At 59.2% G+C, this 24,100-nt stretch carries 16 protein-coding genes, 1 tRNA gene and 3 pseudogenes; 5 read left to right on the forward strand and 15 right to left on the reverse strand.

The features are described from left to right. Nucleotides 1–13: 13 nt before the first annotated feature. The 3 genes from ALO64_RS19205 to ALO64_RS19215 form a co-directional block, all read right to left on the reverse strand. Nucleotides 14–400: a VOC family protein gene (locus ALO64_RS19205; RefSeq protein ID WP_005730176.1), complete on the reverse strand. Its 387-nt coding sequence runs from the start codon at nucleotides 398–400 to the stop codon at nucleotides 14–16. 1 nt (nucleotide 401) lies between these two features. Beyond that, nucleotides 402–1,415, reverse strand: a complete 1,014-nt coding sequence (locus ALO64_RS19210; protein ID WP_044323259.1) for an isopenicillin N synthase family dioxygenase — start codon at nucleotides 1,413–1,415, stop codon at nucleotides 402–404. 213 nt (nucleotides 1,416–1,628) lie between these two features. Then, nucleotides 1,629–2,267, reverse strand: a complete 639-nt coding sequence (locus ALO64_RS19215; RefSeq protein WP_044344545.1) for an isochorismatase family cysteine hydrolase — start codon at nucleotides 2,265–2,267, stop codon at nucleotides 1,629–1,631. A 193-nt stretch (nucleotides 2,268–2,460) separates the two neighbouring features. Here ALO64_RS19215 and ALO64_RS19220 point away from each other — a divergent pair, with 193 nt between their 5' ends. Beyond that, a complete protein-coding gene (locus ALO64_RS19220) occupies nucleotides 2,461–2,838 on the forward strand; it encodes a YceK/YidQ family lipoprotein (RefSeq protein WP_044344544.1) in 378 nt (125 codons plus the stop codon). 85 nt (nucleotides 2,839–2,923) lie between these two features. On the opposite strand, the gene ALO64_RS19225 is transcribed toward ALO64_RS19220, so the two are convergent. The 5 genes and pseudogenes from ALO64_RS19225 to ALO64_RS19245 all read right to left on the reverse strand — a co-directional run bounded on the left by ALO64_RS19225 (nucleotide 2,924) and on the right by ALO64_RS19245 (nucleotide 10,769). Continuing rightward, nucleotides 2,924–2,997, reverse strand: a tRNA-Cys gene (locus ALO64_RS19225). A gap of 200 nt (nucleotides 2,998–3,197) precedes the next feature. Then, nucleotides 3,198–4,924 (reverse strand): annotated as a pseudogene (locus tag ALO64_RS19230) (tannase/feruloyl esterase family alpha/beta hydrolase). A 114-nt stretch (nucleotides 4,925–5,038) separates the two neighbouring features. After that, nucleotides 5,039–6,448 (reverse strand): efflux transporter outer membrane subunit, encoded by a 1,410-nt coding sequence (locus ALO64_RS19235; protein WP_044344542.1) that lies wholly within the window; start codon nucleotides 6,446–6,448, stop codon nucleotides 5,039–5,041. Then, a pseudogene (locus ALO64_RS19240) lies at nucleotides 6,448–9,584 on the reverse strand (efflux RND transporter permease subunit). The gene ALO64_RS19235 and the pseudogene ALO64_RS19240 overlap by 1 nt, the downstream one beginning before the upstream one ends. Nucleotides 9,585–9,586: 2 nt before the next feature. After that, a pseudogene (locus tag ALO64_RS19245) lies at nucleotides 9,587–10,769 on the reverse strand (efflux RND transporter periplasmic adaptor subunit). Between the two features lie 144 nt (nucleotides 10,770–10,913). On the opposite strand from ALO64_RS19245, the gene baeS reads away from it, so the two are divergent. Together baeS and ALO64_RS19255 are read left to right on the forward strand one after the other, a co-directional pair. Continuing rightward, nucleotides 10,914–12,305, forward strand: coding sequence for a sensor histidine kinase efflux regulator BaeS (gene baeS, locus ALO64_RS19250; protein ID WP_044321701.1), 1,392 nt, complete (start codon nucleotides 10,914–10,916; stop codon nucleotides 12,303–12,305). A 5-nt stretch (nucleotides 12,306–12,310) separates the two neighbouring features. Then, nucleotides 12,311–12,985, forward strand: a complete 675-nt coding sequence (locus ALO64_RS19255; RefSeq protein ID WP_031597104.1) for a response regulator — start codon at nucleotides 12,311–12,313, stop codon at nucleotides 12,983–12,985. A gap of 185 nt (nucleotides 12,986–13,170) precedes the next feature. Here the strand turns inward: ALO64_RS19255 and ALO64_RS19260 are convergent, their stop codons facing one another. The 7 genes from ALO64_RS19260 to ALO64_RS19290 form a co-directional block, all read right to left on the reverse strand. Continuing rightward, nucleotides 13,171–14,097 carry an ABC transporter permease gene (locus tag ALO64_RS19260; RefSeq protein WP_044344030.1) on the reverse strand — a complete coding sequence of 309 codons (927 nt, stop codon included), beginning with the start codon at nucleotides 14,095–14,097 and terminating at the stop codon, nucleotides 13,171–13,173. Further along, a complete protein-coding gene (locus ALO64_RS19265) occupies nucleotides 14,097–15,197 on the reverse strand; it encodes an ABC transporter permease (RefSeq protein ID WP_044344031.1) in 1,101 nt (366 codons plus the stop codon). The genes ALO64_RS19260 and ALO64_RS19265 overlap by 1 nt, the downstream gene beginning before the upstream one ends. An 11-nt stretch (nucleotides 15,198–15,208) precedes the next feature. Then, on the reverse strand, nucleotides 15,209–16,762 hold the full coding sequence (locus tag ALO64_RS19270; RefSeq protein ID WP_044317536.1) for an ABC transporter ATP-binding protein: 1,554 nt from the start codon (nucleotides 16,760–16,762) through the stop codon (nucleotides 15,209–15,211). 522 nt (nucleotides 16,763–17,284) lie between these two features. Continuing rightward, nucleotides 17,285–17,878 carry an IMPACT family protein gene (locus ALO64_RS19275; protein WP_005731192.1) on the reverse strand — a complete coding sequence of 198 codons (594 nt, stop codon included), beginning with the start codon at nucleotides 17,876–17,878 and terminating at the stop codon, nucleotides 17,285–17,287. Nucleotides 17,879–17,910: 32 nt separating this feature from the next. Beyond that, the gene (locus ALO64_RS19280) at nucleotides 17,911–18,573 is read right to left on the reverse strand and encodes a TetR/AcrR family transcriptional regulator (RefSeq protein WP_002555510.1); all 663 of its coding nucleotides are present in this window, start codon (nucleotides 18,571–18,573) and stop codon (nucleotides 17,911–17,913) included. A 95-nt stretch (nucleotides 18,574–18,668) separates the two neighbouring features. Then, a complete protein-coding gene (locus ALO64_RS19285) occupies nucleotides 18,669–20,066 on the reverse strand; it encodes a uracil-xanthine permease family protein (RefSeq protein ID WP_044344032.1) in 1,398 nt (465 codons plus the stop codon). A gap of 186 nt (nucleotides 20,067–20,252) precedes the next feature. Beyond that, complete coding sequence (locus ALO64_RS19290) at nucleotides 20,253–21,173, reverse strand: LysR family transcriptional regulator (RefSeq protein ID WP_044324553.1); 921 nt, start codon at nucleotides 21,171–21,173, stop codon at nucleotides 20,253–20,255. 112 nt (nucleotides 21,174–21,285) lie between these two features. Here ALO64_RS19290 and ALO64_RS19295 point away from each other — a divergent pair, with 112 nt between their 5' ends. Together ALO64_RS19295 and ALO64_RS19300 are read left to right on the forward strand one after the other, a co-directional pair. Then, nucleotides 21,286–22,632, forward strand: coding sequence for an aspartate aminotransferase family protein (locus tag ALO64_RS19295; protein ID WP_044344033.1), 1,347 nt, complete (start codon nucleotides 21,286–21,288; stop codon nucleotides 22,630–22,632). Between the two features lie 104 nt (nucleotides 22,633–22,736). Then, nucleotides 22,737–24,008, forward strand: coding sequence for a CoA-acylating methylmalonate-semialdehyde dehydrogenase (locus tag ALO64_RS19300; RefSeq protein WP_044344034.1), 1,272 nt, complete (start codon nucleotides 22,737–22,739; stop codon nucleotides 24,006–24,008). Nucleotides 24,009–24,100: the final 92 nt, after the last annotated feature.

The raw sequence follows: 24,100 nt of genomic DNA on the forward strand, positions 1-24,100 counted from the left end.
GCTCGGAGCTTCCTTAAAGCATGAAGTTAATCCGAAATATATTTCCCTCGGGGTCGAGCAAAACCGCCTGATACCAATGGTAATACGTCAGATACGGCGCCTTGATCAATCGCGCACCCAGCGCCACTGCCTGGGGCACCAACCTGTCCACCTCGCATTGCTCATCGACATCAATGTTGAGGAGAAACCGGCAGCCGGTGCTACCAGTAAACTCATCCAGCCCCAACAATTCGTAGGCATCGAGTGCATTGAAACCGATGCAGGATTTGCCTGTGTCCAGCCCACGAAAAATCGGCGACCTGATGGCCTCGATTTCACTGAAGCCGAACAGCTTCGAGTAAAAACCGCTTAAACCGATGATGTCCTGCGCGAACACGTTGACGTATGAAAGTGTGCTCATATCAGGCTACCTTGCTGCCGCCGAAGGTCGTCTGTTTGACGAACTTGGCCAGCAAGTGATCGCCCGAAGTCACCGGCGCGTGCCGTGGCGTGGTGCCAGGCGGCAGGCAACCGGGCAGGCACTCGATCAAGGTGTCGTAGTTGGGTTGATGGAAGAACACCAGTGACTGCCGACGGTTGTCCTGCTCACTGCTAATGGGCGGGTTGACCACGCGGTGCAGGGTGGAAATCCACTGGTCGTTGGTCCACTGCATCATCAGGTCGCCGATGTTGACCACAAAACCGTTCTCGACATAGGGCACATCGACCCATTCGCCTTGCTGATTACGTACCTGCAAGCCGCCCAGTGCATTATCAGGGCGCACGATGGTCAGGCTGCCGTAGTCAGTATGCGCACTGGCGCGCAACTGGCCGGCCTCGACTTCGGTCTTGATGTCCGGGTAACTCAGGCTGCGGAACATGCTGATATGCCGGTCGATTCTGTCATCAAAAAAGCACTCATCCAGTTCCAATGCCAAGGCAAACAGGCGCATCAACGATTGCGCCAGTTCACTCATCGCCTCGAAATAAGCTTGATACGCCTCTTTGAACCCAGGCAACAACGCTTCAGCAGGCCAGACATTCGGCGCGAAATGCGAACCTGCTTCGGCGTTGTGGTAATAATCTTCATTCGGCACGTTGCTTGGCCCGATGGAGAAGGATTCCTTCAGATCTCCCGGCGCACTTTCTTCCAGAGAATATGAAAGGCTCTCCTCGGCTATCGCGCTGTACCCACGCACCATCTCCGGGCTGGGACGATCAACCTTGCGTTTTTCCGCCAGCGGCAAATCAAAGAACTGGCGGGTCAAACCGGAGACCTTATCAATAAGTTCTTTGGGAATCTGGTGCTCGGTGATTACCAGAAACCCAATGTCCTTACACGCTTGATTGACTGCCTGCGCCACGGCTGCCTTGCCGTCCGGTTCTCCTGAAAAATAAGGGGCCAGGTTGATAATGGGCACATAGTGCAGAGTCATACGGCTGCTTCCTCTCGCTGACCTTCACCGGCAAGGGTGAAGGTCAGCGAGACGAGAGCAGAAAGCATGCCACTGCAAGAATTCACAATTCATACAAACAGTTAGCTGTATCGACCGTTCAAGCCAGATCAAACGGTCTGAAACGGAACGCATGGTTTGAATGCGCACAGATGAAAAACGGCCCAGAACTGCGCACATTTATCTCCCTAGCGGCTACGCACTTTCAATACGCCGGATGACCTCGGCGGTCGTGGTGACCTCTCCAAACTCATAGGCAATAGTCGTCAGCGATATACGCTGAACGTCTGCGGCTGAAACTGCACCAAAACCGACATCCGGGTAGTCCATTGCAGCATTGGCGTCACTCAGGGCGATAACCTTGTATTCCCGGTGCACGCCGTCCCTGATCGTGGTTTCACAACACACGTTGGTGACCGTACCGCAGACGATGATCGTATCGACACCCCGCGCGCGCAGCACCGTGTCCAGATCAGTGTTATGAAAGCCGCTGTAGAACAGCTTGTCGACAATCACATCATCCGACTGGGGCGCGAGCGCTTCGATAACCTCAACGTCCGGATCATGCCGTGCCAGTATCTGGTCCACATTCGGGTACAAATCGCGCATGCGCCCGGTGTCCGAACCATCGCCGCGCACGATATGGCGCAGATAAACCACCGTCACCTGAGCAGCTCGCGCGGCCTGCAGCAGGTTCTGGATCGGCTGGACGATATCCGCTGTACTTTTTACGTACAACGCCCCGGTAGGCTCACAAAAGACTTTTTGCATGTCTACGACGATGACCGCCGTTCTGCGCGGGTTGATCGGCCATCGGACAAGGGGTTTGCTCATCGGGTTTACCTCGGTTATGCCTGACAGGCTGGTTGGGCATGGCAAGCAATAATCGTGCTGCATGTGAGAGATCAATTCCCGGCGAAACAACCATCCATTGAACACCCACGGCGATCATGCAACACCGACGGGCATGTGCCTCGCGCGCTCGCTCTGCCGTCCCAATTGCACTGAAAACACAAGGAACGTAGTCATGAAGCCAGGTTTCGTAACGCAAAAAGAGTCATGTGTGCATCATCTGAAAATACAGTGCCTGCTATTGCTCACGCTTGCTTTGACGGGATGCGGAACAATCAACACAACGTTCAGGCCCGATTCCGTCGCAGGTGAAAAGCTCACTGACTGGAAATCAAATTGCTCCTCCATTCCGCGCGTTTACAGCGGAGTTATGCTCGATTTCTGTGAACTGAACGCAGAGCCCAAACAGAGTAGCGCTTATCAGAAGACCAATGCTCCCGAGTGGGTTTTACTGGACATGGGCTTATCAGGCGTCTTAGATACATTGCTCCTGCCTTACACGATTTATCAGCAAAACCAATACGGCTATATCAACGCAAGCCGCTTTAAATAGCGGCTGAGCTCGGTTTTCAAACCCCATCACTTTCCCGCGCCCAATAAAAAGCCCCGCAGACGTTAATCTGCGGGGCTTTGAATAGTGGAGGCCGAGGTCGGAATCGAACCGGCGTAGGCGGATTTGCAATCCGCTGCATAACCATTTTGCTACTCGGCCTCAAACGAAAGATGCTTCACTTAAACATCAAACGTATTTTCATTTCGCGGGAAACCGGTATTTCTTTGGCTTCCAACCCATTGAATCTAAAGGGTTTTTTTCAATTCCTCGCTCAGGAATGGACGCAATTCTGTACTGCTTCGCATGTCATGTCAAGAACGAGGAGAAAATAATTCGCTCACTGCGCGCAGGTGTAATAGCTAATCAACCTGACGCTCCAGAGGCGCATACGGTTTGAAGAAGCCTGCCCCCATCCAGTGCGGTGTTTTTTCCGTGGTCAATGGCTGGGCGCGCTGGTAGCTGTTCGCGTTTTTCGAATAGCCTTTGTGGTCGTACTCGGCCATGAACGGGTACGGGAAGACCTTGCGGGTACGCCCGCGATTACCGACGTTTTCCTTGACCATCGATGCTGGCAGGGCTTTTGGCAGCGGTCTCTGCCGGTTGCCAGCCTTCTCGGGGCCTGCCTGTCGGGCGACAATCGCATCCGGTGCCTGGCTTTTTTCAACCCAGGCCATGATCGGCGTCAGCAGATCAACCAGGCTTGGCCCTTCCCCGCCGCCGCAGTGATAAACACCGGGCAACATATATAGCCGTGAGAACGCCTCGGTGCGTGTCTTGCCCATCTGTGCTTCGACCGCCTCGTGGTACGCCAGGGTGTTGAGCGGCGAGATGTTCGGGTCGGCCCAGCCGTGCCAGAGAATCAGCTTGCCGCCGCGGCTGGCGAATGGCGACAGGTCCGGGTTGGTGGCATCGTACAGCGCATGCAGCGGACGCAATTGATCAAAGGTTTTCTTGTCGAAGTTCAATGCGTTCAGATCGAAATCCGCGCTCGGGTTCTTCTCGAACACCACATTGCGAATGGCCTCCAGTGCAGCCGTTTCGCTGTAGACGGGCTGATCGGCGCTGACCGGTACGAATACGCCCGCCCAAGCCAGTTCCGAGCCAGGCTGCGGACCGCCCAACGTCAAATGTTCGCCACTGACAGGGTCTTTCGGCCCCTCGTAAAAACGTCTGACAGCAGCCACTTCTTCTGCGCTCAGGCAATTGGCAGTGTCGGCTGCTGTCTTGCATTGCAGTACGGCGGGATCGAAGTGGCAGATGCGTGGGTCCGCTACAAGGCCATCGATTTGCCCGTCCAGCACATCACATTGGGCGAGTATGGCCTTGTGCAGCAGTGGCAGTCTGGACGCGAGGAGAATCGGCTTGCCGTCTGCCCCTCGGTTGGAGCGGGCCATCCAGCCGTGGTACAGCGTTTTCTGTACCTGAAAGTTGAGCGCAGGAGCCCCGGCGATGATGCCGTCGAAATCGTCCGGGTAACGCTGGGCCTCGATCAGGGCCTCCCGGCCGCCGTCCGAGCAGCCACTGAAGTAGGCGTATTCGGCTTTGCGACCATAAAACGCAGTGATCAGCTTTTTCGACGCCAGCGCGGTGAGGTGCACGCCACGGTGAGCGAAATCGGCGCGTTTCTGCGGGTCGTCGCCAAAATGGTTATCTGCCGCCTGATGCCCCATGTCGGTGGAGGCTACTGCAAATGCACCGGTATCAAGCGGCTTACAGCCATCAGCGGCGCGTACGGTCGAGTTGATGTTGCCACACAGCCCACCGCAGCCGACTTGCAGGTAGCGTTGCGCCCAGGTGCCGGTAGGCAGTTCAAGCCTGAAGTTTATCTGCGGTGCCAATCGGCCTTCCACGGCACACACTGCTACATCGTTGCGCATTGATTCACTGGCCGATAGCACACGACTGCCCTGCCCGCCGATATCGTTGAGGTCCACGCCGGTCAGCGCANNGGCTTGACCACCGCAAGCCGGGCAATGTTGTCGGCAGTTGCAGAGGACGGCGTACGAGCCTGGGCTGGCGTCTGAATGATAAGTGAAGTGACCAGCAGCGACAGAGCGCGGACGTACTTCGGCTGGGAGGGTTTCATGAGAACTCCTGTTCATGAAGGATCAAAACCACAGTGCGAGCATCTAAATGACCGCACTGCAGGTAAGGGTAAAACGTTTAAGCGAGGCAATTATTCAAAGGCTAGTAGAAAAAGTCACCGCGGATTCCATCCGCCGCCCATGACCTTGTAGAGCGTTACCCGGTTGCTCTGCTCGGTAAGGCGAAGGGAAATCAGCTCCTGCTCGGCACTGTACAGCGAGCGTTGCGACTCGAGCGCCTCCAGATAACTCTGCGATCCGCCGCGGTATAGGGCGTCGGCCAGTTCGTAGCTTCTGCGGCTGGCATCGGTGTAGGCCTGCTGCGCGGCAAGCCGCTCATCCAGCGTGCTGCGCACCGCCAAGGCATCGGCCACTTCCTTGAATGCGGTCTGGATCGTCTGCTGATAGGTCTGAATCTGGATCTGGTTCTCGACCTTGGCCGAGTCAAGCGTGGCCCGATTGGCGCCGCCGTCGAAAATCGGCACGCTGATACTTGGCGCAAAGCTCCACGCGCCGCTTCCGGACTTGAACAGACCTGACAGGCTGGTGCTGGAAGAGCCTGCACTGGCAGTCAGGGTGATACTGGGGAAGAACGCCGCACGCGCGGCACCGATATCAATGTTCGCGGCTTTGAGTGTGTGTTCGGCACTCAGCACGTCCGGGCGACGCTGCAGGAGGCTGGAAGGCAGGTCATCCGGCACCTGCACCAATTGCGCCACCGACTGCATGTCGGCATCGGGCAGCAGCTCCTCCGGCAGATCGCTGCCGACCAGCAGGCGCAAGGCGTTGCGGTCCTGAAGAATCTGGCTTTTATATTGCGCCACATCGCCCCTCGCCGATTCGACCGTTGTCTGCGCCTGGGCCACTTCCAGCCCGGAAGAACCGCCCAGCGCATGACTGTTTCTGGTCAGGTCGTAGCTTTTCTGCTGGCTGGCCAACGTGTCTTCAGCCAGTTTCAGAAGCTGGTTGTCGGCGGCCAGGGTCAGCCAGCCGGTCGCCACTTCGGCGATCAGGCTGATCTGCGTACTGCGCCGTGTTTCGGTCAACGCCAGGTAATCCTCGAGCGCTTCGTCCTGAAGGTTCTGGATACGCCCGAACACATCCAGCTCATAGCTGCTCAAGCCCAACTGCGCGCTGTACTCGTGGCTGATCGACGACTTGCCGGTCATCGAGGTCGATGACGGCGTGCGTGTATGCGTGCCGCTACCACTGGCATCAATGGTCGGCAGGCTCGCTGCACGCTCGATACGGTATTGAGCCTGGGCTTTCTCGACATTCAGGCTGGCCAGGCGCAGATCACGGTTATTCACCAACGCCAGGGTTTGCAGACGTACCAAACGCTTGTCGGTGAAAAAGTTCTGCCAGTCGATATCCGTGGGCACGCTGCCTGACGCAACAGGTTGGCCCGCCGTCGCCGGCAGCCATTGGTTCGATACAGGCGCTTCGGGGCGTTGATAATCCGGAGCCAGGTTGACGCAGCCTGTGAGCAGCGCCGTGACAGCCAGCGAAGGCCAGAAAAGACGCATCATGCTTCACCTGTAGATGTGGATTGGGCAACCGGAGCATTGCCTGCAGAACGACTGAAGCGGCGTCGGACTTCGACGAAGAACAGCGGCACCAGGAAAATACCCAGCACGGTGGCGCTGAACATACCGCCCAGCACGCCAGTGCCGATTGCATTGCGCCCAGCCGAGCCTGCGCCGGTGCTGAGGGCCAACGGCAGTACACCGAACATGAACGCCAGCGAAGTCATAAGAATCGGGCGCAGGCGTTGCCGGGCAGCAATGAGGGTGGCTTCATGCAGGCTTTTCCCCTGCTCCTGAAGATGCTTGGCGAACTCGACGATCAGAATCGCGTTCTTTGCCGCCAGGCCCACGGTGGTCAACAGCCCGACCTGAAAGTACACGTCATTGCTCAAACCGCTGAGCCGTGTCGCCAGAACCGCGCCGACAACGCCCAGCGGCACCACGAGCATGACCGAGAACGGCACCGACCAGCTCTCGTACAGGGCTGCCAGGCAGAGAAACACGAACAGCACTGAAATGGCATAGAGCATCGGCGCCTGAGCGCCGGACAAACGCAGTTGATAGGACTGCCCGGTCCAATCGTACCCGATGCCTTCGGGAAGTTGCTTGATGATGGCCTCAACCGCATCCATCGCGGTACCCGAGCTGACACCTGGCGCAGGATCGCCCACCACTTCAAGTGACGAGCTGCCGTTGTAACGCTCCAGCAACGGCGAACCATAGCTCCAGCTGCTGCTGGCGAACGACGAGAACGGGACCATTTCGTCATTGCTGTTGCGCACGAACCAGTGGTTCAGATCGGCTGACTGCATGCGCGAAGCAGCCTCGTCCTGCACGTAGACTTTCTTCACCCGGCCCTGGTTGAGGAAGTCATTGATGTAGCTGCCACCCAGCGCAGTGGACAGGGTCGAATTGATGTCGCTGGTAGACAGGCTCAGCGCACCGGCCTTGCGGTCATAGATGGTCACTTTTAACTGTGGGGTGTCGTCCAGGCCGTTGCTGCGCACGCCCAGCAAGCTCGGGTCCTTCTTCGCCAGCTCGATAAACTGCTCGCGTGCCGCGACCAGCGCCTCATGCCCCACGCCGCCAAGGTCCTTGAGCTGCACATCAAACCCCGAACTCTGCCCCAGCCCGCGCACCGCAGGCGGTTGCATGACAAACACGCTGGCGTCGCCAATGCTTGCCAGCGCCAGCGTTGCCCGCTGAGCCACCTGCGCTGCGCCCTGCCCCTTGCCGAAACGCTCGCTCCAGTCCTTGAGCTTGATGAACGCCCTGGCAGTGTTCTGGCTGTTACCGCCCATCCCCAGCCCGGAGATACTGATAAGTGCCTCGACCTCCGGCTGCTTGAGCATGTAGGTCTCGAACTGCCTCATAACCGCCTGCGTACGGCTGTCGGTAGCGCCTACCGGCAGCTGGATCTGCGCCATCAGCGCGCCCTGGTCCTCATCCGGCAAAAACGATGTGGGCAGGCTGACATAACCCACCGCCATGGCCACCAGCACCAGCACGTACACCAGCAGAGCCCGCCCGCGATGGTTGATCACACCGCTTACGCCTCGCTGGTAACGGTCGGCGCTGCGGTCGAAGGAACGGTTGAACCAGCCGAAAAAGCCGCCCCGTTGTGCATGCAACTGAGCGTCCGAGGCTTTGAGCATCGTCGCGCACAACGCCGGTGTCAGGGTCATCGCCATCAGTACCGAAAGCAGCATTGCCGAAACAATGGTTACCGAGAACTGCCGGTAGATGATCCCGGTGGAGCCGCTGAAAAAAGCCATCGGTATGAATACGGCACTCAGCACCAGAGCGATGCCGATCAGCGCGCTGGTAATCTCATCCATTGATTTGCGGGTGGCCTCCAGCGGGCTCAGTTGCTCTTCGCTCATGACCCGCTCGACGTTTTCCACCACCACAATCGCATCGTCGACCAGCAGGCCGATGGCCAGGACCATGGCAAACATGGTCAGGGTATTGATCGAATAACCAAACAGCGCCAGCACGCCGAAGGTGCCCAGCAGCACCACCGGCACGGTAATCGCCTGAATCAGCGTGGCGCGCAGGTTCTGCATGAACAGAAACATGATCAGCACCACCAGTACGATCGCCTCACCCAGCGACTTCACCACCTCTTTGATCGACAGGCTTACGAACGGTGTGCAATCACCGTCTTCAGTTGCATCTGCGTGGGGTAGAACGGTTCCAGCTCCTTGAGTTTGGCCTTGATCGCTTCGCCAACGCTCAGCGCGTTTGCGCCTGACGCCAGTTGAATGCCCATTGCCGCCGCAGGCCTGCCATTGAGCGCCGAATTGATGTCGTAGCTCTCGCTGCCCAGTTCCACCCGCGCCACATCGCGCAGGAGCACAACAGCACCGTCGCTGGAAGATTTGACGACCACGTTTTCGAATTGCTCAGGCGTCTGCAGCTTGCTGCGGGCGCTGATGGTCGCGCTCAGTTGCTGGCCGGTCACCGCAGGCAAGGCGCCCAACTGGCCTGCCGAGACTTCGGTGTTCTGCGCCTCCAGCGCCGAGCTGATGTCGGAGGGCATCAGTGCGTACTTTTCCAGCCTGGCCGGGTCCAGCCAGATACGCATGGCGTAACCCGAACCCAGGGTCTGCACGTCGCCGACGCCATCCACACGGCTGAGTTGGTCGAGCAGCGTGCTGGAAATGTAATCACCTATCTGCGTACCCGTGACACTTTCGTTATCGGATGCCAGGGCAACCAGCATCAGAAAATCGGAACTGCCCTTGGTCACCGTCAAACCTTCACTCTGCACGCTTTGCGGCAGGCGCGATTCAGCCTGCTGCAGCTTGTTCTGCACCTGCATCTGCGCCACATCAGGGTCGGTGCCTGCGGCGAAGGTCAGGTTGATGCTCGCACTGCCCGCAGAGCTGCTGGAGGCGGACATATAAGTCAGCCGGTCCAGCCCCTTCATCTGCTGCTCGATGACCTGGGTAACCGAGTCTTCGACGGTCTTGGCCGATGCGCCAGTGTAGGTGGCGGAGATCTTTACCGTCGGTGGCGCGATATTGGGGTATTGCTCAAGCGGCAGCTGGCTGATGGACAACCCGCCGGCGAACATGATGCAAATGGCAATGACCCAGGCGAAGATGGGACGATCAATGAAGAAACGAGCCATGTTCAGCGCTCCTTCACGTCAGCGGCAGCGACAGTGCCGCTCGGCGATGGCGAGTTCGGGCTGTCGGCGTTCTGAACACTGACTTCGGTGCCCACCGGCGTTTTCTGCCCGCCCTCGACCACCACCTGCTCATTGGCCTTGAGCCCGCTGCTCACCCACCACTGGTTGCCCACTGTGCGGTCGACACTGATCACCCGCTGCTCGATCTTGCCGTCGACCACCAGTAACACGGTGGTCTGGCCGCTGGCACTGCGGCTGACGGCCTTTTGCGGAATCAGGATGGCATTTTGATCCTGCGCCTGCTCCAGCACCGCTACCACGTACATGCCCGGCAGCAACAGCCGCTCGGGGTTGGCAAAGCTGGCACGCAGCGTCACGGTGCCGGTGCCTTCATTGACGCTGACGCCACTGAATTGCAGGCGGCCGTCGTGGTTATAGGTGCTGCCGTCATCCAGCTTGAGGGTGATTCGGGCTTGCCCATCGCCGTTGGTTTGCAGCTTTCCGCTGGCCAGGTCGCGCTTGAGACGCAGCAACTCGGTGGTGGACTGCGTGACATCGACGTAAATCGGGTCCAGTTGCTGAACCGTGGTCAGCGCCGTGTCCTGCTGGGCCACCACCAATGCACCGGGGGTGACGGTCGAGGTCTCGATACGGCCACTGATGGGCGCGGTAATACGTGTGTAAGCCAGGTTGATGCGCGCGGTCTGCACATCGGCCTCCGCCACTTTATACCTCCGCCGCAGCGGTCAACAGACTGGCCTCGGCGTCTTCTTTATCCTGCTGGCTGATGGCATCTATCTTTGCCAGTCCAATATCTCGCCTGGCGGTCGCCTGCGCCGATTTGAGCGTGGCCTGTGACTCCGCCAGCGCAGCCTGGTAGGTCGCACTGTCGAGCTGATACAAAGGCTGGCCGGCCTTGACGTCTGCCCCCTCGACGAACAGCCGCTGCTGAACGATGCCACTGACCTGCGGCCGTATCTCGGCGACCATGAACGCTTGAGTGCGCCCCGCCAGTTCGGTGGTCAGCGCCTGGCTGCGCGGCTGGACAGTGATGACCGACACGCTTGGTTTTGGCGCAGCGGGCGGCGGATCATCCGCCGAACAACCGCTCAGAAGACTGATAAGGGCTGCGTAGATGACAAAGGTCACGGTTATCAGGTATTTGGCGAAAATCTTGCTCGACATGTTTGCCTCAGGACGTTGTGGCGAAAGCCTGATGTCAGAGTGCGAGGCAAATGTGCAGGAAAATTGAAGATTGCTGCGCCGACTTGAAACTTGCGGTCACGAAGGCCTAAATGGACGCCGTCTTCAGGGAAAACCCGAGCCTTCATGAAATCGAGCATCTCCACCAAATTATTTGTCGCGGTACTGGCCAGCGTGCTGTCAGTGATCCTGATCATGGGTCTGACTGCGAACTGGAGTTTTGCCCGTGGCTTTCTGGGTTATCTCAACGAGCAGGCCATGCAGCGTATGTCGCCGGTCCTGCCGCGGCTGGCCTTGGCCTATGCTCGCGAGGGCAGTTGGGAGTTCATGCGTGACAACAAGGATCGCTGGTTTGAGGTGATGCGCCCGGAGCCCGCACAGGACTTCGCCATTCCCGGACTGGCAACACCCCCCACTTCCGATCTGACTGGTGCAGTGTTTCGAATCGCCCTGCTGGATGCGCAGAAGAACCTGGTAATGGGGTTTCCGGGCGTGCATGACGATGAATTCATGCGCCCGGTGGAAGTCGCCGGCAAAATCGTGGGCTGGCTGGCCGTCACACCCTTTCAGAGCGTCAGTGAAGCGGGTGGCGAGCGCTTTCAGCAGTACCAGCTGCGCGCCAGCCTGGCGATGGGTGTGCTGTCGCTGCTGCTGGCCGTGCTGATTGCCTGGTGGATTGCCCGCACGCTGCTCGACCCGGTCAAACGTGTTGCCGCTGCCACCCATCGGCTCGCCGCAGGGGAATACAGCAGCCGCGTGGCGGTTTCCTCCAATGACGAGGTAGGCCAGTTGGCTCGCGACTTCAATCAGCTGGCCTATACCCTGGAGCGCAATGAAAAGATGCGCCGGGAATTCATGGCCGATGTCTCTCACGAGCTGCGCACCCCGCTGTCGGTACTGCGTGGCGAACTGGAAGCCATTGAGGATGGCGTGCGCACCCTGGATCAGGCATCGATGAAGTCGCTACAGGGCGAAGTCGGCATGCTCAGCAAGTTGGTGGATGATCTGTATGAGCTGTCCCTGGCGGATGTGGGTGCCCTGACCTACCGCAAGGTCGACTGTGACCTGGCAGAGCTGCTGACAAACATCACTGAGATGTTCGAGGAGCGTTGCGCCGCGCGTCAATTGAGTTTGCAGCTGGAACTTGCGACTCACCCCTTGTCGGTACACGCAGACCCAGGCCGTCTGCAACAGTTGATCAGCAACCTGCTGGAAAACTCGGTGCGCTACACCGATGCCGGTGGCACGGTGCAGGTTCGCGCGGCCATGCGCGATGATGAAGTACGTATCGACGTGATGGATTCCGGCCCCGGCGTCGATCCCGCACAATTGCCCAGGCTGTTCGAACGCTTCTATCGCGGTGAAACATCCCGTAACCGCGCCAGCGGCGGCGCGGGTCTGGGGCTGGCGATCTGTCACAGCATCGCCCTCGCCCACGGCGGCAGCCTCAGCGCCGAACACTCGCCTACAGGCGGCCTCTGGCTGACCCTGTGCCTGCCTGGACGGCTGCGGCCATGACCTCCATGACTACCGAAACGCCGATTCTCATTGTCGAGGACGAACCCAAACTGGCTTCGCTGATGCGCGACTACCTGATAGCTGCCGGTTATTCGACCCATTGCCTGAGCAACGGTCTGGAGGTAGTGCCAGCAGTCAGAGCCAAGCCGCCGCAACTGATCCTGCTGGATATCATGCTGCCAGGCCGTGATGGCATGGACATCTGCAAGGAACTGCGCAGCTTCAGCGACGTGCCCATTGTCATGATCACCGCGCGGGTCGAGGAAATCGACCGTTTGCTGGGCCTGGACCTCGGTGCGGATGACTACATCTGCAAACCGTTCAGCCCTCGGGAGATGGTCGCTCGCGTCAAAGCCATCTTGCGTCGGAGCTCTTCCAGCGAGCCGCACACGCCCAAGGGTTTGCAGGTGGACGAAGCGCACTACCAGGCCTCGTTCAACGGTGTCACGCTGGACCTGACCCCGGTCGAACTGCGTCTGCTGGCTACTTTCGCCCGCTCACCGGGTAGGGTCTTCTCCCGCGACCACCTGCTGGACAGGCTCTACTCGGATCACCGCGTAGTGACCGACCGCACAGTGGACAGCCACATCCGCAACCTGCGCCGCAAACTGGAACAGGCCTGTCCTGGTCAGGATCCGATCCAGTCGCTTTACGGCGTGGGATACAAGCTCGAGCTGTGAGCGTCACAGCGTTGAGCACACGTCATCATACATGCCGTTCCAAGCACCCAACATCGGACGCGGAGCGTCCAGAAAGGCATGCGACGCGGAGCGCCGCACGATAGTCGGGATTATCGTTCCGCACGCTCCAGCGTGGGAATGCCGTTCATGACGCTCTGCGTCAACCATCTGCGCCGCGAGCTCCCTCAATGCCCCGCCCGCCAAGGCTGGCCCAGCGATACCGGCGCATACAGTCGGGTGCGCAGGGCGTCGCGGGAGAGCAGGACGAGGACGATGATGGTGGCGAGGTAAGGCAGCATCGCCAGCAGGTTGGACGGGATGGCCAGGCCGATGCCTTGCGCGACCAGGTGCAGGATGCTGGCGAGGCCGAACAGGTACGCACCGAGCAGTAGACGCCACACGCGCCAGCTGGCGAACACCACCAGCGCCAAGGCAATCCAGCCGCGTCCGGCGCTCATGTTTTCCGCCCACATCGGTGTGTAGGCCAGCGACAGGTAGGCCCCGGCCAGCCCAGCCATTGCGCCGCCGAACAGCACGGCCAACGTGCGTACACGCAACACTGGCAAGCCCATGGAGCTGGCCGCATCGGGATTTTCGCCGACCGCCTGAATAATCAGCCCGACGCGGCTTTTCAGCAGCGCCCAGGCGACCAGTGCAAACAGCGCAAAGGACAGGTAGACCAGCAGGTCCTGGGCAAACAGCATGCGGCCGATCAGCGGAATGTCACTCAGCAGCGGGATGGCCACCGGTTCGAAACCGCTCAATGGCTTGCCGACCCAGGCGGTGCCGACGAAGCTGGAAAGGCCGACACCGAAGATGGTCAGCGCCAGCCCGGTCGCGACCTGATTGGCGTTGAACACCAGCGCCACCAGCGCAAAAAGTGCCGACAGCAGCATGCCAGCGAGCATCGCCAGCAGCACGCCCAGCCATAGATTGCCGGTACTCAGGGCGATGATGAAACCGATCACCGCGCCAAACAGCATCATGCCTTCCTGACCCAGGTTGATGACGCCGCTTTTTTCGCAGATCAGTTCGCCCAGCGCCACCAGCAGCAAGGGGGTTCCGCAGCGGACCATGGCATAGAAAATGTTGCTCAGCAGGTCGATATCCATCATGCGGCTCCTGTGACGGCTGTCATCTGGCGCTTGGCCCAGTGCAGTTTCAAACTTGGGCGATAGAGAATCAGCACATCACAGGCCAGCAGGAAGAACAGCATCATCCCCTGAAACAACTGCGTGATTGCCAAGGGCAGGTTCAAGGTCATTTGCGCGCTTTCTCCGCCCAGATACAGCAGGGCGATCAACAGGCTGGAGAACAGAATGCCGATGGGGTTGAGGCGGCCGAGAAAGGCCACGGTGATCGCGGCATAGCCGTAACCTGGCGAGACCTGCGGCACCAGTTGACCGATCGGCCCGGTCACTTCCGATACGCCGGCCAGCCCGGCCAGCGCGCCACTGATCAACAGTGCGAGCCAGACCAGGCGTTTTTCTCGAAAGCCGACAAACCCGGCAGCACGCTTGTCCAGGCCCAGCACCTTGATCTGAAAACCGACGAAACTGCGTTGCAGCAGCACCCACACCGCGACCAGCGCAAACAGGGCGAAGTACACGCCGATGTGCGCGCGGCCATCTTCCATCAGCAGCGGCAGGCGGCTGGCGTCGCCAAAAGTCGCTGACTCCGGGAAATTCATGCCCGCCGGGTCTTTGAGCGGCCCGTGCACGAAGTACAGCAGCAAGTTGAGGGCGATATAGTTGAGCATGATGCTGGTAAGGATCTCATTGGCATTGAAGCGCGTGCGCAGCCAGGCGGTCACGCCCGCCCAGGCCGCGCCTGCCAGGGTGCCGGCCAGCAGCACCATGACCAAGGCCCAGCGACTTTCCATCTCAATGATATTTACCGCTACGGCACTGCCTGCCAGCGCGCCGAGCAGCAGCTGGCCTTCTGCGCCGATGTTCCAGATGCGCGCTTGATAGGCGACCGCCAGGCCCAGCGCGCAGAGCAGAATCGGCAAGGTTTTGACCATCAATTCCGACACGCCATACCAGTCGCTGAACGGTGCGATCAGCAAGGTGTGCAGCGTCACCCAAGGGTTGAGCCCCAGGCCGATGAACAGCAGCGAGCCGCAGACCAGTGTCAGGACGGCAGCCAGTAAAGGGGAACACCACAACATGGCGCGCGATTGCTGGCCGCGCGGTTCCAGAGAAAGCAGCATCTTTTGCTCCGTTAACCCGCCGTATGGGCCTGGGTGTGAGAATGATCGAACTGTCCCGCCATCCAGCCGCCGATTTGCACGGTGCTGGTCTGTTCAGTGGGGATCAGGTCGGAAAGCTGGCCGCCGCTCAGGGCGGCGAGTCGGTCGCTGATCTGGAACAACTCGTCCAGGTCTTCGGAAATCACCAGAATGGCCGCCCCCGCGTCACGCAAGGCAATCAATGCCCGGTGAATCGCTGCGGCAGCACCGACATCCACGCCCCAGGTCGGGTGCGCGGCAATCAGCAGTTTGGGGTTTTGCAGTATTTCCCGGCCGAGAATGAATTTCTGCAGGTTGCCGCCCGACAGGCTGCGCGCCGCGGCCTGTGCGTCCGGCGTCTTGACTGCAAAGCGACGGATGATTTCGTCGGCCAGTGCGCGAACCTTGCCGCGCTGGATCAAGCCGTGGCTCACCAGTCCTTGCTGGAAAGCGGTTAGCAGAGCGTTGTCGGCCAGGCTCAGTTCCGGCACTGCGCCATGCCCCAGACGCTCTGCCGGAACGAACGCCAGCCCGTGTTTGCGGCGGGCGTCGGGGCGCAGGTCGCCGACCGGGGTGTCTTGGAAACGCAGGGTTGTCGCCTGGGCATGAGGCAGGGTCTGTTCGCCACTCAGCAGCGCCAGCAATTCATCCTGACCATTGCCGGCAACGCCCGCGATGCCGACGATTTCGCCGCTGCGTACTTCCAGGCTCAGGTCTTTCAGTGAGCAACCGAACGGGTCCGGGTTGTGCCAGGACAGCTTGTCGACGCGCAGAAAGGCTTCGCTGCCGCTGACTTTGTCGTAGTGCGCGGTCAACCCTTCGGCATCACCGACCATCAAGCGCGCCAGCTCCAGATCAGAGCATTCAGCCGGGATACAGTGCCCGGATACCTTACCGTTGCGCAGGACGGTTGCGCTGTGACACAAGGCACGAACCTCGCCCAGCTTGTGACTGATAAACAGAATGCTGCAACCTTCTGCGGCCAGATGCCTGAGGGTCACGAACAGCTCTTCCGCTTCCTGGGGTGTGAGCACAGAGGTGGGCTCGTCGAGGATCAACAGACGAATGTCCTGCATCAGGCAGCGAATGATTTCGACTTTCTGCCGCTCGCCAATCGACAGGCTATGGACCAGGCGCTGGGGCTCCACTGCCATGCCGTAGCGTTGCGAAACCTCGCGAATGCGCGGTTCCAGTTGTTTGGGCGTGCCTGCCGCAGCGCCCATTGCCAGGGCGATGTTTTGCGCGACGCTTAGGGTTTCGAACAGCGAGAAATGCTGGAACACCATGCCGATCCCCAGGCTTCTTGCCTGTGCCGGACTGCGCATGGTCTGCACCTGGCCTTGCCAGATGATCGACCCGGCGTCGGGCTGCGTCACGCCATAGATGATCTTCATCAGCGTGCTTTTGCCGGCACCGTTCTCTCCCAGCAGGGCATGAATCTCGCCGGGCTGAATCGTCAGGTCGACAGCGTCGTTGGCCAGGCAGCCGGGATACCGTTTAGTGATGTGGCGCAGTTGTAGACGCGCAGGTATCGCGTGGTTTGACATGAAAGGCTCGAAGGCAGAAGTGGGTCGCTTGTGGATAAAGCAAAATCCTGGCCAAGGAGTCAGGATTCCTGTCCTGTGCGTTCAATCAAGGTTGAGTAAGGTGTTTTCGACATTCATGGCCGTGCAGTGACAACCTGACGCGATCATTTCGGCACCAGTTCGGGGCGCGCTGGCGGAGCGAGGGGCAAATGTGGCTCTTTGATTTGAGTGAAAAATGTACAGCAGGCGTCAAGCGAGGTGCGTTATACGGATGCGCGACCCTTGCACCTGTTATCCACAGGTTCTTCCACAGATACTGTGCGCAAGCGCGTCAGCGGAGAATAATACGCCGGTGGTTAGCATCCAAAGGGACTAACGAGCGCTAACAGACTGTTTTTGCACCGTTTATGGATCCATGCCAGGCGATTGCTCAAAAAACGATCATTCGCCTGAAACGCAAGCCCGGCAAGGCCCGCAGTGGAGTGTGCTCAGCTTATCCACAGCCGGATGCACAGTAGATGTGGGCAATTGCTGACGCGTTGCCTACTCTGTTGTGGCCTTGTGCAAAACAATTCTGCCGCGACTCAGATCAGCCAGTTGTCGTTGCAGCGTGTCGACATGCTCGGGGCCTATCGCGATTGCCATCTGCACGCCAGTGGCAGTGAAGTTTTCACTTTCCAGCAGGCCGTTGACTTCCGCGAGACGCAACTTGACCAGCGCCAGTTCACTGAAGCTGCATTCAAGCTGGAATGACGAACGCTGAATCAGCGGCAGATGCTCGGCCTGCTGCAAACATTTGTTGGCACCACCGCCATAGGCGCGTGCCAGGCCGCCAGTCCCCAGTTGAATGCCGCCGTACCAGCGGATCACCAGCACCACGACCTGATCGAATTCCTGCGCCTCGATGGCTGCCAGGATTGGCCTGCCTGCAGTACCGCCCGGTTCCCCGTCATCGTTGCTGCGATACTGACCACCCAGCTTCCAGGCCCAGCAATTGTGGGTGGCGTTGAGGTCGCTGTGCTGCTCGATGAACGCCTGGGCGTCGGCCGGGCTGGCGATGGGGGCGGCGAGGGTGATGAAGCGGCTCTTGCGGATTTCTTCACGAAACTCGCAAGGGCCGACCAGGGTAAAAGGCATGCGTGTATCCAGCTGACGTCAAGGCACCGATTCTACAAGGCTGGCGGCGTGAGCCCACAACCTTTGAGGATGATCCGGATCAGATTGTTGCTGGCCTGGTCCATGTCTTGCCGGGTCAGGCGGGAGCGACCGGTGACTCGGCAGATCTGCGAGGCGAAATCAGCGTAGTGCTGGGTGCTTCCCCACAGCAGGAAGATCAGGTGTACAGGGTCGACCGGGTCCATCTTGCCGGCATCGATCCAGGCTTGAAAAACCGCTGCCCGGCCCTGGAACCACAGGCGGTAGTCCTGGCTGAAATACTCGCTCATGCATTCGCCACCGCTGATGATCTCCATGGCGAAGATCCGTGAAGCCTGAGGCTGGCGGCGCGAAAACTCCATCTTGGCGCGAATGTAGCGGGCCAGTGCCTCGGCTGGATCATCTTCGACGCTCAGGTGGTTGAACGTGCTGTCCCACAAATCAATGATGTTGCTCAGTACCGCGACATACAGGCCCAGCTTATTGGTGAAGTAGTAATGCAGGTTGGCTTTGGGCAGCCCGGCTTTCAGCGCAATGGTGTTCATGCTGGTGCCCTTGAAGCCGTGGCGGGCAAATTCATCTTCGGCTGCCTGGATGATTGCTTGTTCGTTCTTCTGACGAATACGGCTTGCGGGCTTGGTGACGTGAGCGCTGTGTGCGGGGACTTCAAGGGTCATGGGCAATTCCGGACAGGTCGTAGGGCGCAACTAATGAACAGATAGCGCACCGGCGATTATCTCGCAAGCACCGGCGCAAGTGCGGCTATGGAAGCCTATCGTGGTTGTTCAAGGGGATTGGGTTCCGTCGCTGAATCATTCCGGGTCACGGCGACCTTTCCTTCCGGAGTCAGCAGGCACATTACGATGGCTGTGATGCCGCCGCTGGTGATGGCCGAATCGAACAGGTTCTGTACCAGTTTGGGCATCTGATGCAGCAGCGCAGGCTGCGCGGCGATACCCAGACCGACACCCAGTGACGTGGCGATGATCAGCATGCTGCGCCGGTCCAGCGGAGACTGGGCCAGAATGCGCACACCGGCTGCCGCGACGCTGCCGAACATCACCAGCGTTGCGCCGCCGAGTACCGGTTTGGGAATCTGCTGGACGATGGCACCGATATGCGGGAACAGCCCGAGCACGAACAGCACCGCGCCGATGTACAGCCCGACATAGCGACTGGCAACGCCGGTCAGCTGAATCACGCCGTTGTTCTGCGCAAAGGTGGTGTTGGGGAATGCACTGAACGTTGCGGCAATCATGCAGCTCACACCGTCGCCCAGCACGCCACCCTTGAGGCGCGCCACGTAGCTCGGGCCACTGATCGGCTGGCGGGCGAGCATGCAATTGGCGGTCAGGTCGCCGACCGTTTCGATACTGCTGATCAGATAAATCAGCGCGACCGGCAGGAAAGCGGTCCAGTCAAAGCTGAAACCAAAACGGAACGGCACCGGCACGCTGATCAAGGGCAGGTCGTGGATCGGCTGTGGAATCAGCTTGCCGCTGAACCAGGCGGCGAGACTGCCGACCGCCAGGCCGATGATGATCGCCGACAAGCGCACCCAGGGCGTATTCGAACGATTAAGTACGATGATCACTGCCAGAACGAAGGCGCCCAGCGCTAGGTTCAACGGCGCGCCGAAGTCAGGTGCGTTGAAGCCGCCGCCCAGGTCCGTGACACCTACCTTGATCAGGCTTACACCAATCAGCGTGATGACAATGCCGGTCACCAGCGGCGTGATGACACGTCGCAACTGGCCAATACAGCGACTGAGCACGATTTGCACAAGCGCGCCGAAAAAGCACACGCCGAAGATCATCGCCATGATGTCCTCCGGGCTGCCGCCGTGTTGCTTGACCAGAAAACCCGCGGACAACACCGCGCCCAGGAAAGCGAAGCTGGTGCCTTGCAGGCAGATCATGCCTGCGCCGATACCAAACGGGCGGCGCGCCTGAATGAAAGTACCTGTGCCCGACACCATCAGGGCCATGCTGATCAGATACGGCAGGTATTGAGTCAGGCCGAGCGTCGATCCGATGATCAACGGCGGGGTGATGATCCCGACGAAGCTGGCGAGGACATGCTGGAACGCTGCCAATATGGCCGTTAAAGGTCTTGGGCGATCATTCAGGCCGTAAATCAGGTCATCGTTGTCGAGTGTTTCAGGCTGCATGGCAAGGTCTCGGACGGGGAACTGCCATGTGCTGGCGTGTCGTTATCTGGGATCACTGCAAAAAACTGTCCAGTTGCTCAGGTTATTTTTATTTGAGTCCAACTATTTCAATAAATATCAGCCTGATAGCGTTTTCGAGCCGCTCTGCAACGTTGGCTGACTGGAAGGGTGTCCTGCAGGAGTGGGTCATCGGGTAGCGGCCAGTGTTTCCAGAAAGCTCTCCAGCACCAAATGAGGGCGTCGGCCTTTTCGGGTAACGGTCACCAGGTTGAGGTCGTAGAACTTTGAGTCCGGTTTCAGCGCGCGCAATCGACCTTCCTGCACCCAGGCGTTGGCGTAATGATCTGGCAGGTAGCCAATGTAGCGTCCAGTCAGAATCAGGAACGCGATGCCCTCGCGGTCCGAAGCGCTGGCGGTGCAAGTCAGTGCCTGATAATGATCCTGAATATCGTTGGGCAGGCGAAAGGTCGGGGCAATGGCTTCCTGCTGTGCGAGGCGTTCATCATCCAGCGTTGAGTTGTCCGCGTAGAAGAGCGGATGTCCCACCGCGCAATAAAGCAGCGAACGCTCACTGTACAACGGGTGATATTCAAGGCCGGGCAGGGCGCTGGCCTGTGGCACAACACCGACATGCAGGCCGCCGTCCAATACGCCTCGCTCGACTTCGGCGGGAGCAATCATGCGGATATTGATGTGCACGCCCGGGCCACGCTCTTTCAGTCGGGCCAGTGCATGGGTGATGCGCATGTGGGGAAGGGTGACCAGGTTGTCGGTCAGGCCGATGTTCAACTCGCCGCGCAGGTTCTGATGCAGGCCGTTGACCTCAGTTCTGAAACTTTCCAGAGCGCTGAGCAGTTGCAACGACGATTGATAAACCTCACGTCCTTCGTCGGTCAGTGAAAAACCGGCCCGCCCTCGCTGGCAAAGCCGCAAGCCGAGACGCTGTTCCAGATCGCTCATTTGCTGACTGATCGCCGACCGGCCAATGCCGAGCACGCTTTCGGCCGCGGAAAAACCGCCTGCCTCGACGACACTTTTGAAAATGCGCAGCAAGCGGATATCAAAATCGCTCACCTGCGACAGTGGATCTGGCCGACGGACACTCATTGTTTAGTCCTTACCAAACCAAAGATCATGAAAATCGGGTTTTATGAACTTTATCCGCGTGACACCTTGGCTGCAATGACCGTTCGTTTAGCGCCTGCGAGGCTTGCCCCCCATGAATATGTTCGAAGCGTCTGATGTGCCTGTAGCCAGTCAGTTGAAGCTTGATGCCCACTGGATGCCTTACACGGCGAATCGAAATTTCCAGCGTGACCCGCGCATGGTCGTTGCTGCGCATGGCAGCTATCTGACAGACGACAAGGGCCGCAAGATCTACGATGGGCTTTCCGGGCTATGGACATGCGGGGCCGGGCACACTCGCAAGGAAATTCAGGAAGCCGTTTCCCGGCAACTGGGCATTCTGGATTACTCGCCGGGCTTTCAGTTCGGGCATCCGCTGTCGTTCCAGTTGGCGGAAAAGATTACCGAACTGACGCCGGGCAATCTCAATCACGTCTTTTATACCAACTCGGGTTCCGAATGCGCGGACACGGCAGTGAAGATGGTGCGTGCCTACTGGCGGCTGAAGGGGCAGGCGACCAAGACCAAGATGATCGGGCGCGCGCGTGGCTATCACGGCGTGAACGTGGCGGGCACCAGCCTGGGCGGAGTGAATGGTAACCGCAAGATGTTCGGCCAGTTGATGGATGTCGATCATCTGCCGCACACGCTGCTGGCCAGCAACGCCTATTCGAAGGGGATGCCCGAAGCGGGCGGTATTGCGCTGGCCGACGAGATGCTCAAGCTGATCGAGCTGCACGATGCGTCGAACATCGCGGCGGTAATCGTCGAACCCATGGCGGGCTCTGCCGGCGTGATCGTTCCGCCGCAAGGCTATCTCAAGCGTCTGCGCGAGATTTGTGATCAGCACAATATCCTGCTGATCTTCGACGAAGTCATTACCGGCTTCGGCCGTACAGGCTCGATGTTCGGCGCGGACAGTTTCGGTGTCACGCCTGACCTGATGTGTATCGCCAAGCAGATCACCAATGGCGCGATCCCCATGGGCGCAGTGATCGCCAGCAGCGAGATCTATCAGACCTTCATGAATCAGCCAACGCCGGAATACGCCGTCGAATTCCCCCACGGCTATACCTATTCGGCACATCCAGTGGCCTGCGCGGCCGGGCTCGCGGCGCTGGAGTTGTTGCTGCGTGAAAACCTGGTACAGCAGGCAGCAGGAATCGCTCCGCATTTTGAAAGCGTGCTGCACGGTATCAAGGGCGCGAAAAACGTGGTGGAAATCCGCAACTACGGCCTTGCAGGCGCCATCCAGATCGCACCTCGTGACGGCGATGCAATCGTGCGGCCTTTCGAGGCAGGCATGAAACTGTGGAAAGCCGGGTTCTATGTGCGTTTTGGCGGTGACACCTTGCAGTTTGGCCCGACCTTCAACAGTCAGGCGCAGGACCTGGACCGGTTGTTCGATGCCGTCGGCGAAACGCTGAACCTGATCGACTGATCACGCTGACAGGCTCTCTTCTTATATAGGTACTTTTATACAGGTGCTTTTGTCGCATGGGCCGCGAAGCCATTCTCGCCCGATGCAATTATCCGGAGTTTTCCATGAGCAGCATTCAACACCTGATCCACGGCGAGTTCATTTCTGAAGATGGCCGCACCGCAGATGTGTTCAATCCGTCGACCGGCCAGGTTATCCACACAGTAGCGCTTGCCACTCGGGACACGGTCCAGAAGGCGATCGATTCGGCCAAGGCTGCGTTTCCGGCCTGGCGTAATACACCGCCAGCCAAGCGCGCTCAGGTGATGTTCCGCTTCAAGCAATTGCTTGAGCAGAACGAAGCGCGCATTGCTCAGTTGATCAGTGAAGAACACGGCAAGACCCTGGAAGATGCTGCGGGCGAATTGAAGCGCGGTATTGAAAACGTGGAATACGCCTGTGCCGCGCCGGAAATACTCAAGGGGGAATACAGTCGTAATGTCGGGCCGAACATCGATGCGTGGTCTGATTTCCAGCCGCTGGGTATCGTTGCCGGTATCACTCCGTTCAACTTCCCGGCCATGGTGCCGCTGTGGATGTACCCGCTGGCCATCGCGCGTGGCAAGCGGGTTCAGGCTCTCGGTGGCGCCAAGAACCATGCGGTACTGATGCCGGATGCCGACCTGGACAACGCAGTGAGTGCCTTGATGGGCGCTGCCTATGGATCCTGCGGTGAGCGTTGCATGGCTATTTCGGTTGCGGTATGCGTCGGGGATCAGATCGCCGATGCGTTGGTGGCCAAACTGGTTCCGCAAATTCAGGGCCTGAAAATCGGCGCAGGTACGACTTGCGGTCTGGATATGGGGCCACTGGTCACCGGTCAGCATCGCGACAAGGTCGGCGGCTATATAGCAGATGGTGTGCAGTCGGGCGCTACCCTGGTGGTGGACGGTCGCAATCTCCAGGTTGCCGGGCATGAACAGGGCTTCTTCATGGGCGGCTGTCTGTTTGATCGTGTCACGCCGCAAATGCGCATCTATAAAGAAGAGATCTTCGGGCCGGTGCTGTGCATTGTGCGTGTGGACAGCCTTGAACAGGCCATGCAACTGATCAACGACCATGAATACGGCAACGGTACCTGCATCTTTACCCGTGATGGCGAAGCTGCGCGGTTGTTCTGCGATGAGATTGAAGTGGGAATGGTCGGGGTCAACGTTCCGCTGCCGGTACCGGTTGCCTATCACAGCTTTGGTGGCTGGAAGCGTTCCCTGTTCGGCGACTTGCATGCGTACGGTCCCGATGGTGTGCGCTTCTATACGCGTCGCAAGGCGATTACGCAGCGCTGGCCGCAACGTGCGAGCCATGAAGCGTCGCAATTCGCATTTCCCAGCTTGTAAATTCCCGTAGCGGGAGATCGTCTTTAAAGAGGATCTCCCGTGTTTGTTGGGGCACAGCAGTTGAATTGCAGATTTTTGAAATTAACGGTTGA

The organism is Pseudomonas meliae, from assembly GCF_001400515.1.
Taxonomy (GTDB): Bacteria; Pseudomonadota; Gammaproteobacteria; order Pseudomonadales; family Pseudomonadaceae; genus Aquipseudomonas; species Aquipseudomonas amygdali.